Annotated in this window: 6 protein-coding genes and 1 riboswitch; of the genes, 1 reads left to right on the plus strand and 5 read right to left on the minus strand. The window is 71.6% G+C overall.

The features are described 5' to 3' along the window. Window positions 1-50: 50 nt before the first annotated feature. Window positions 51-1,022, minus strand: a complete 972-nt coding sequence (locus ACWGIU_RS23570; protein ID WP_453708787.1) for a M23 family metallopeptidase — start codon at window positions 1,020-1,022, stop codon at window positions 51-53. A 3-nt stretch (window positions 1,023-1,025) separates the two neighbouring features. Then, window positions 1,026-1,202: riboswitch (cyclic di-AMP (ydaO/yuaA leader) on the minus strand. Window positions 1,203-1,517: 315 nt separating this feature from the next. Here ACWGIU_RS23570 and ACWGIU_RS23575 point away from each other — a divergent pair. Next, entirely contained in the window at window positions 1,518-2,309 is a 792-nt protein-coding gene (locus ACWGIU_RS23575) for a tyrosine-protein phosphatase (RefSeq protein WP_453708788.1), read from the plus strand. A gap of 49 nt (window positions 2,310-2,358) precedes the next feature. Here the strand turns inward: ACWGIU_RS23575 and ACWGIU_RS23580 are convergent, their stop codons facing one another. The 4 genes from ACWGIU_RS23580 to shc form a co-directional block, all read right to left on the minus strand. Next, window positions 2,359-3,777, minus strand: a complete 1,419-nt coding sequence (locus ACWGIU_RS23580; protein WP_453708790.1) for an aspartate aminotransferase family protein — start codon at window positions 3,775-3,777, stop codon at window positions 2,359-2,361. Further along, the gene (gene hpnH / locus ACWGIU_RS23585) at window positions 3,774-4,805 is read right to left on the minus strand and encodes an adenosyl-hopene transferase HpnH (protein ID WP_453708792.1); all 1,032 of its coding nucleotides are present in this window, start codon (window positions 4,803-4,805) and stop codon (window positions 3,774-3,776) included. The genes ACWGIU_RS23580 and hpnH overlap by 4 nt, the downstream gene beginning before the upstream one ends. A 5-nt stretch (window positions 4,806-4,810) precedes the next feature. Next, entirely contained in the window at window positions 4,811-5,473 is a 663-nt protein-coding gene (locus tag ACWGIU_RS23590; RefSeq protein WP_453708795.1) for a phosphorylase family protein, read from the minus strand. Next, window positions 5,473-7,484, minus strand: a 2,012-nt coding sequence (shc, locus tag ACWGIU_RS23595) for a squalene--hopene cyclase (protein WP_453708793.1), incomplete at its 5' end; no start/stop codon positions are given. The genes ACWGIU_RS23590 and shc, both read right to left, overlap by 1 nt.

The following is a 7,484-nucleotide window of genomic DNA, read 5'->3' on the forward strand; positions in this document are numbered from 1 at the left end:
CCCCTCGGGTCCCGGCCTCACGCGTGTCGGTGCTCCGGCGGCGGGTGCCGTCAGAGGCTCGCGCCCTTGGAGCGGAGGTAGGCGATCGGGTCCATGTCCGAGCCGTAGGACGGGGTCGTGCGGATCTCGAAGTGCAGGTGCGGGCCGGTCGAGTTGCCGGTGGAGCCGGAGAGTCCGATGGCCTGGCCGGCGGTCACGCTCTGGCCGGAGGAGACGGAGAGCTGGGAGAGGTGGGCGTACTGGGAGTACATGCCGTCCGCGTGCCGGATGACGACCTCGTTGCCGTACGAACCGCTCCAGCCGGCGGAGACCACGGTGCCCGCGCCGACGGCCTTGACGGTGGTGCCGGAGCTCGCGATGAAGTCGACGCCGGTGTGGTAGCCGGAGGACCACATGCTGCCGGCGACCTTGTACTGGGTGGAGATGCCACCGCCGACCGGGGCCACGAAGCCGGCGGCCGACTGCGGGGCGGCGGCGGGGGCCTCGGCCCGGGACTCGGTGGCGGCTTCCCGCCGCGCCGGGGCGGCCTGCTCGGCCTGCTTGCGGACCGGCTTCGGGGCGGCCTGCGCGGCCGGCTTCGCGTCGGGCTCGGCCTTCGGGGCCGGGGCGGCCTCGGCCTCGGAGGGAGCCGCCTCGCCGGAACCGCCGAGGTGCAGCTTCAGGCCCGGGTGGATCAGCGACGGGTTGCCACCGACCGCCTCGCGGTTGTCGGCGTAGAGCCGCTGCCAGCCACCGGACAGGTGGCGCTCCGCGGCGATCTTGGAGAGGTAGTCGCCCGGGACGACGGTGTAGACGGTGGGCGCGGCCTGCACGGCGGCGACGGGCGCCGACAGCGGGGCGAGGGGGGCCTGCGACACCACCGCGGGGGTCACCGCGGTCGCGGCGGCCGGGGCGCCGGCCGCGTGGGCGCCGGCGGCACCGATGAGCGGCAGCGCGAGGACGGCGCCACCGGTTCCGGCGGCGGCGAAACCGCGCGGAAGGGAAAGGGACTTGGGGCGGCGGTGCTTACCCTGTGCAGGCATGACGAATTTCCTCTCCGGCGCCTGCGAGGTGAGCTGTCGGGTTCGGACTGGAGATGTCCGGCCGCACATGTACGGGACCATGAACGACTTCACCCCGAGCCGTCCCGGCGAAAAGATCTCCGGGACAGCGGCTTACCTGGTTCCCCCGCTCCTGCCGCGCGAATAGGTCGGATGCGGTTTCCGGGAGGCGGCAGGATTTGGCGGTCCACCCGGATCGATCGCGAAGGTAATCCCTTGCGGCCGCACGGAACAAGCGGCGAATTTCCTGACGGAATCACAGACATGAGGGACCGACGGAATTCCCGTCACCCTCCGTCCATTCCCGCCCGCCAACAACCGCTCCGACGGGGCCATTCGCCTTTGGCGATCAGCCACTCACGGTCACCGTATGATCTGGCTCACGGGGACGTGGCCGATCTCGCCTCCGGATATGGCAAGTTGGCGCCAAGTAGTGTAATTCGGACAGAGGACCCACGGCATGGCGGAGGAGTTGCTTTGACCCAGCAGATACAGGAGCCGGAACTGTCCGGAGTGCGCAATTTCCGCGATGTGGGCGGATTGCCGACTTCTGATGGGCGAACGGTCAGTACGGGACGACTGTTCCGAAGCGGACATCTCGCACATGCCACCGAAAGCGACGCAGAGTTTCTCGCCTCGCTCGGCCTCCACACCATCTTCGACTTCCGCAACGTCGCCGACCACGCACTGGAGGGGCCGGACGTCGAGCTGCCCGGCGTCCGGAACGTCAGCATCCCGCTCTCGGACCCGGCCGACGGACGGGAGTTCTGGCGACTGGTCCGCGACGGCGACCTCGTCCAGCTCCGCGCGATCCTGGGCGACGGCAAGGCCGCGGCCCGGATGTCGCACTCGTACCGCGAGATCATCCGGCAGCGCACCGCCGAGCACAGCCGGGTCGTGCACGCCCTCGCCGAGGACAGCGTGCCCGCGCTCATGCACTGCGCGGCCGGCAAGGACCGGGCCGGCCTGTCGATCGCCGTCACCCTGCTCGCGCTGGGCGTCGAGCGCGAGGCGATCGTGACGGACTACCTGGAGTCGAACGCCCCGCACCGCCGCTATCGCGTGCGCCGCACCGACGAGTCGGCGGGCGCCCGCTCCCCCGAGGTGATGGAGATACTCGCGCCGCTCTTCGACGCCCGCGCCGAGTACCTGGCGGCCGCCTTCGACACCATCGACGAGGTCTGGGGCGGGGTGGACCGCTACCTGGAAGAGGGCCTCGGGCTGACGCCCGAGACCCTCGGCCGGCTGCGCGACCGGCTCCTCATCTGACGGAGGAGGGAACCGGCCGGACCGGTTCCCTCACGGGGTGGGCGGGCCGTCAGCGCGTCGCGACGGCCTGCTTCACCAGCGTCCTGCCGAAGTCCCAGATCAGCCCGGACCCGCCGTGCGCCTCGTCCATGACCTCGCGGAAGGCCCCGACGAAGCGGTCCACGTCCCCCTCGTCCACGATCAGCGGCGGAATCAGCTTGATCACCTCCAGGTGGTCCCCGGACACCTGGGTGAGGATCCGGTGCTTCTGGAGCAGCGGCACCACGACCATCTGCGCGAAGAGCCCCTTGCGGGCCGCCTGCAGCATGGTCCACCGGCTGCGCAGGCCCAGCGAGGTGGGCCGGCCGAATTCGATGCCGATCATGAGCCCGCGCCCCCGCACCTCGTGCAGCAGCTCGTACTCGTCCACCAGCGCGGCGAGGCGCCCGCGCAGCAGGTCGCCCATGACCCGGGCGTTCGCCACGACCTCCTCGTCCTCCATGACGGACAGGACCGCGAGGCCCGCCGCCATGGCCTGGGCATTGGACCCGAAGCTCGCGGAGTGCACGAGCACCCGGTCCATGGACGAGTAGACCTTCTTGAAGATCCAGTCCTTGCCCAGGGTCGCGCCGACCGGGACGTATCCGCCCGACAGCGCCTTCGCCACGCACAGCAGGTCCGGCTCCACGCCCGGCTCGTACTGATACGCGTAGAAGTCCCCGGTACGTCCGAGGCCGGTCTGCACCTCGTCCGCGATGAGCAGCGCCCCCCGCCGGTGCAGCATCTCCTGCGCGGCGAGCAGGAATCCGGGCGGGGCGGCCAGGACCCCCTTGCCCTGGACCGGTTCGACGACGAGGGCGGCCACGTCCCCGCGCTTCAGCTCGCGCTCCAGGGCCGGGAGGTCCCCGAGCGCGATCCTCGTGTCGGGGAGCAGCGGTGCGAAGCCGTCGCGGAACCCGCTCTCCCCGTTCACCGAGAGGGAGCCCGCGGTCAGCCCGTGGAAGGCGTGGTCGCAGTAGAGGATCCTGGGGCGCCCGGTGGCGTACCGGGCGAACTTCAGGGCCGTCTCCACCGCCTCGGTGCCGCTGTTGCCGAAGAAGACCCGGTCCAGGTGGGGGCTGTACGAGAGCAGCTTCTCGGCGAGCAGTCCCGGCAGCGGCTGGCAGTCGAAGCGGGTGAGGTCGGCGAGCTGGGCGTCCAGGACGTCGTGCAGGGCCCGGCGGACGACCGGGTGGTGCCGGCCCAGGCCCATCACCCCGAACCCGGCCAGCATGTCCAGGTAGTCGTTGCCCTCGGCGTCCCAGAAGTGGGCGCCCTCGGCCCGCTCGTAGACCTTGTCGAAGCCGATGGTGTGCAGCATGCGGGGCAACTGGTGGTTGAGGTGCCGGGCGTGCAGCTCGTACCGCTCCGCCCCGCGCTCGGCCAGCAGGGCGCCGAGGTCGAAGCCCTGGCCCCGGCCGCCCCTTTCCTCCTGTGGCCGCCCGGTCATGCCGGCTTGTCCCGGTTGCCGGCCACGGTCTCCCGGGCCGCGCGCAGGGTTTCCTTGAGGGAGCCCATGGTGGCGAGGACGGCGGTGGGCTCGTAGCCGCAGTGCGCCATGCAGTTCGCGCAGCGCGGGTCCTTACCGCGGCCGTACTTGTCCCAGTCGGTGTCGTTGATGAGCTCACGGTACGTCGGTACGTAACCGTCGCTCATCAGATAGCAGGGGCGCTGCCAGCCGAAGAGGGAGTAATTCGGAATGGCCCAGGCCGTGCAGGGGAAATCGGCCTTTCCTTCCAGGAAGTCCAGGAAGAGCGGGGAGTGGTTGAGCCGCCAGCGGCGCCGGTTGCCGCCCGCGAAGGCCTTCCTGAAGAGTTCTCGGGTCTGTTCGACGCCCAGGAAGTGCTCCTGGTCGGGCGCCTTCTCGTAGGCGTAGGCGGGCGAGATCATCATTTCGTCGACCTGGAGGTCGTCATTGAGGTAGTTGAGTACCTCGATGATGGTCTGCGGGGTGTCGGTGTTGAAGAAGGTGGAGTTGGTCGTCACCCGGAATCCGCGCTTCTTCGCCTCCTTGATGGCGGCGACCGCCTCGTCGAAGACGCCCTCCTTGGCCACCGACTCGTCGTGGCGCTCGCGCAGACCGTCGATGTGCACGGCGAAGGCGAAATAGGGGGAGGGGGTGAATTTCTCGATCTTCTTGCGCAGCAGCATCGCGTTGGTGCAGAGGAATACGTACTTCCGCCTGGCCACCAACTGTCGGACGATCTCGTGGATCTGCGGGTGCATCAAGGGCTCGCCGCCCGCGATGGACACCATGGGCGCACCGGACTCCAGCACGGCGCCGACCGCCTGGGCGACCGGCATGCGCTGCTTGAGCACCCCGGCCGGGTGCTGGATCTTCCCGCACCCCTCACAGGCCAGGTTGCAGGCGTAGAGCGGTTCCAGTTCGACGATCAGCGGGAACTTCTCGCGTTTGCGGAGCTTCTGTTCGAGAAGATACGTCCCGACCCTGATGGACTGGCGCAGCGGCATGGCCATCTGGCTCACCTCCTGGGGAGCAGCAACGAACGGTGCCATTCATGAAACGCGGGCAGTACGGCACGCAGGACACGGAAGGCCGATATTCCCCCGCGAACCGTGCCGATACGGACGAGCTCGTGCTCCGGAGCGTCCACGATCACCCGGACGGCCGCAACCGGACGCCCACCGCCCCGGGTGGCGGTCCACAGGGTGGCCGCGGACTCCATGTCGACGGCGATGGCTCCGGTGGAGCGCAGCTGCGCGCGCTCCTGGCCGCGGACGACGTGGTCGGATCCGGTCAGCGCGCCGCGGTGCACGGTCCGGCCGGGCGCGGCCCGGGCCAGTGCCTCGGCGAGCAGGGCGCTGCCGGTGCAGGTGACGATCCCCCGCGGGTCCCGGGTCTCCTCCGCGATGACCAGGTCCCCGGGGTGCATGCCGGGGACCAGCCCGGCGCAGAACCCCGTCGCGAGGACGGCGGCCCGGTCCGTTCCCGGGCGCTCCAGTGCCCGGCCGAGGACCCGCTCGGCCGCGCGTGGGCCCATCCCGGTGCGCAGCAGGACGTACCCTCCGGCCGATCCGCGCCCCGGACCGCGGCCGGCGCTGCGCAGCGCCGCCTGCTCGATGCGCAGTGCGCAGGCCACCAGCAGCGGGTCCGGCCCGCGGGCCCGGTCCCCGTCGGCGGACATCATGCCTCCCCGGCCGCTGCCGGGCGCGCTGCGGCCGGCGCGAACGGTTCCCCGTACAGGTAGCGGCCGAGCGCGGTGAGCGGGAACACCTGCCGGTACAGGTGGTAGTTGATGGAGAAGTCCCAGGGGAAGCCGGTGCCGGTGAAGTAGGGCTCGTCCCAGGTGCCGTCCTCCTTCTGGGTCTCCACGAGGTGGGCGATGCCCCGCTCGACGGCCTTGCCCTCGCGCTCGCCGGCCGACAGCAGGGCCATGAGCGCCCAGGCGGTCTGCGAGGGGGTCGAGGCGCCCTTCCCGGCCCAGGACGGGTCCTTGTAGGAGCGCTGGTCCTCGCCCCACCCGCCGTCCTCGTTCTGTACGGATTCCAGCCAGCGCACGGCCCGCCGGATCGCCGGATGTCCCGGGGCGATGCCCGCGGCGGTGAGGGCCGGGACCACCGAGCCGGTCCCGTACACGTAGTTGGTGCCCCAGCGGCCGAACCAGCCGCCGAACGCCTCCTGTTCGGCGAGCAGCCAGGCGATGCCGCGCCGGGTGCGGGCGTCCCCGGCCCGGCCCTCGAAGGCGAGCATCTCCACCACGTGGGCGGTGACGTCGGCCGAGGGCGGGTCGATGACCTCGCCGAAGTCGCAGAAGGGCAGCTTGTTGGGCAGGGGGCTGGTGTTGTCGGCGTCGAAGGCGCCCCACGCTCCGTTCTTCGACTGCATGCCGAGGTTCCAGGACACCCCGCGGGCGATGGCCCCCTCGACCCGGGCCGGGTCCGGGTGCTTGATCCGGCGCAGGGCGAGGACCACCTCGGCCGTGTCGTCGATGTCGGGGTAGGTGTCGTTGTGGAACTCGAACGCCCAGCCGCCGGGGGCGAGGCCGGGCCGGCGTACGGCCCAGTCGCCCTTGCGGACGATCTCCTCGCCGAGCATCCAGTCGGCTGCCCTGACCAGCGCCGGGTGGTCGGGGCGCAGGCCCGCGTCGGCCAGGGCGATCGCGGCGAGGCAGGTGTCCCACACCGGGGACTGGCATGCCTCGATCATCCGGGCGCCGTCCGCGCGCCACACCGCGAACCGCTCCAGGGACTCCAGTCCGGCGCGCATCACCGGATGTCCGAGGTCGTAGCCGAGCAGGTGCAGGGCGATGACCGAGTACACGGCGGGGGGTTGGATCCCGCCCCAGCAGCCGTCGTTCTCCTGGCGTTCGACGATCCAGCGGCCGGCCGTGGTCATCGCGGCCCGGCGCAGCCTGCGCGGGGCGAACCGCCGGTAGACGTGCAGGGCCTTGTCCATCCGCTGGAAGGCGCCGTCCCAGCTGGTCAGCGGGGCGAGTCTGCGGGCGGGGTTGGGCGTCCGCGCGTCGGCGTGCAGCTCGTCGAGGGCGAAGGGTGCCGGGCGGACCGGGCGCAGTGCGGAGACCACGGTGAGCGGGACGATGGTCTGGCGGGCCCAGCAGCCGAAGTCGTAGATGTTCAGGGGCACCCAGGGCGGCAGGAAGACCAGCTCGGGCGGGAGTTCGGGCAGGTGGTCCCAGTTCCACCAGCCGAAGAGGGCCAGCCAGATCCGGGTGAAGACGCGGGCTGCGGCGATCCCGCCGTGGGCCCGGATCCAGGCCGAGGCACGGCTCATGTGCGGGGCGTCCGGCGCGTCCCCGGCGAGACGCAGCGCGACGTAGGCCTCGATGGTGGCGGACAGTTCGGGCGGTCCGCCGTGGAAGGTGGCCCAGGTGCCGTCCTCCCGCTGTTCGCCGCGGATGAAGAGGGCTGCGGCCTGGGTGGTGGCCTCGTCCCGGATCCCGAGGAACTGCCGTAGCAGGAGGTCCTCCGCGTCCATGGTGACGTTGGTCTCCAGGTCGCCCTTCCACCAGCCCTCGGGGTCCTGGCGGTCCAGCAGGTTCCGGGTGGCGCGCGCCGCGGCCTCGTACACTCCCGGCCGGGCGCCGTCCGGCGGGCGGCGCAGGTCCGCGGCCGCGGTGGTCCGGCCCGGCCGGCCGGGCCCGGGGCCGGCGGACGGGTCCGCGGTGAGGGTGCGCC

This window comes from Streptomyces sp. NPDC054840 (assembly GCF_053611065.1).

Excerpts from the sequence above, each read along its gene's own strand:
- ACWGIU_RS23580 (WP_453708790.1), bottom strand. The coding sequence starts at position 3,777 with ATGACCGGGCGGCCACAGGAGGAAAGGGGCGGCCGGGGCCAGGGCTTC.
- ACWGIU_RS23590 (WP_453708795.1), bottom strand. The coding sequence starts at position 5,473 with ATGTCCGCCGACGGGGACCGGGCCCGCGGGCCGGACCCGCTGCTGGTG.
- ACWGIU_RS23570 (WP_453708787.1), bottom strand. The coding sequence starts at position 1,022 with ATGCCTGCACAGGGTAAGCACCGCCGCCCCAAGTCCCTTTCCCTTCCG.
- hpnH (WP_453708792.1), bottom strand. The coding sequence starts at position 4,805 with ATGGCCATGCCGCTGCGCCAGTCCATCAGGGTCGGGACGTATCTTCTC.